The 538-nt window shown below is 68.0% G+C and carries 1 protein-coding gene; it reads right to left on the bottom strand.

What is annotated here, in order from left to right; translation table 11 throughout:
* The coding region (locus EOA33_RS38135; RefSeq protein WP_145989620.1) for an OmpA family protein at window positions 1–538 on the bottom strand (538 nt) is incomplete at both ends.

The raw sequence follows: 538 nt of genomic DNA, 5'->3' as shown, positions 1-538 counted from the left end.
GCCCTGGGCCGTCGCATTGGACGCGACCGGACGGGTCTTGCCGAAGCCGGTGACGGCGAAGCGGCGCGAATCGACGCCTTGCCCCGACAGATAGTTGGCGACCGCCAGCGCGCGGCGCTGCGACAGATCGAAATTGTGTTCGTCGCCGCCCGTCGAATCGGTGTGGCCGAAAACATCGACCGTGGTCTGGCGGAACTTGTTCAGCACCAGCGCCACCGAATTCAACACCGGATAGAAGCCGGGCTTCACCGCGTCCTGGTCCACGTTGAAGGTGATGTCGGACGGCATGTTGAGGATGATCTGGTCGCCGGTGCGGGTGACGCTGACGCCGGTGCCCTGGAGCTGGCGGCGCAACTCGGCCTCGTTCTGGTCCATGGTGGCGCCAATTGCGCCGCCGGCGAGCGCGCCGATGCCGGCGCCGATCAGCGCGTTGCGGCGGTCGTTGCCGCCGGCCAAAAGGCCAAGCCCGGCACCCGCGATCGCGCCAAGGCCGGCGCCGGCCGCCGTGTTGGAAACCTTCTGCTCACCGGTGTAGGGA

Origin of the sequence: Mesorhizobium sp. M4A.F.Ca.ET.050.02.1.1, assembly GCF_003997725.1 — a bacterium.
GTDB lineage: Bacteria > Pseudomonadota > Alphaproteobacteria > Rhizobiales > Rhizobiaceae > Mesorhizobium.
This window is presented reverse-complemented; position numbering and strand designations above follow the sequence as displayed.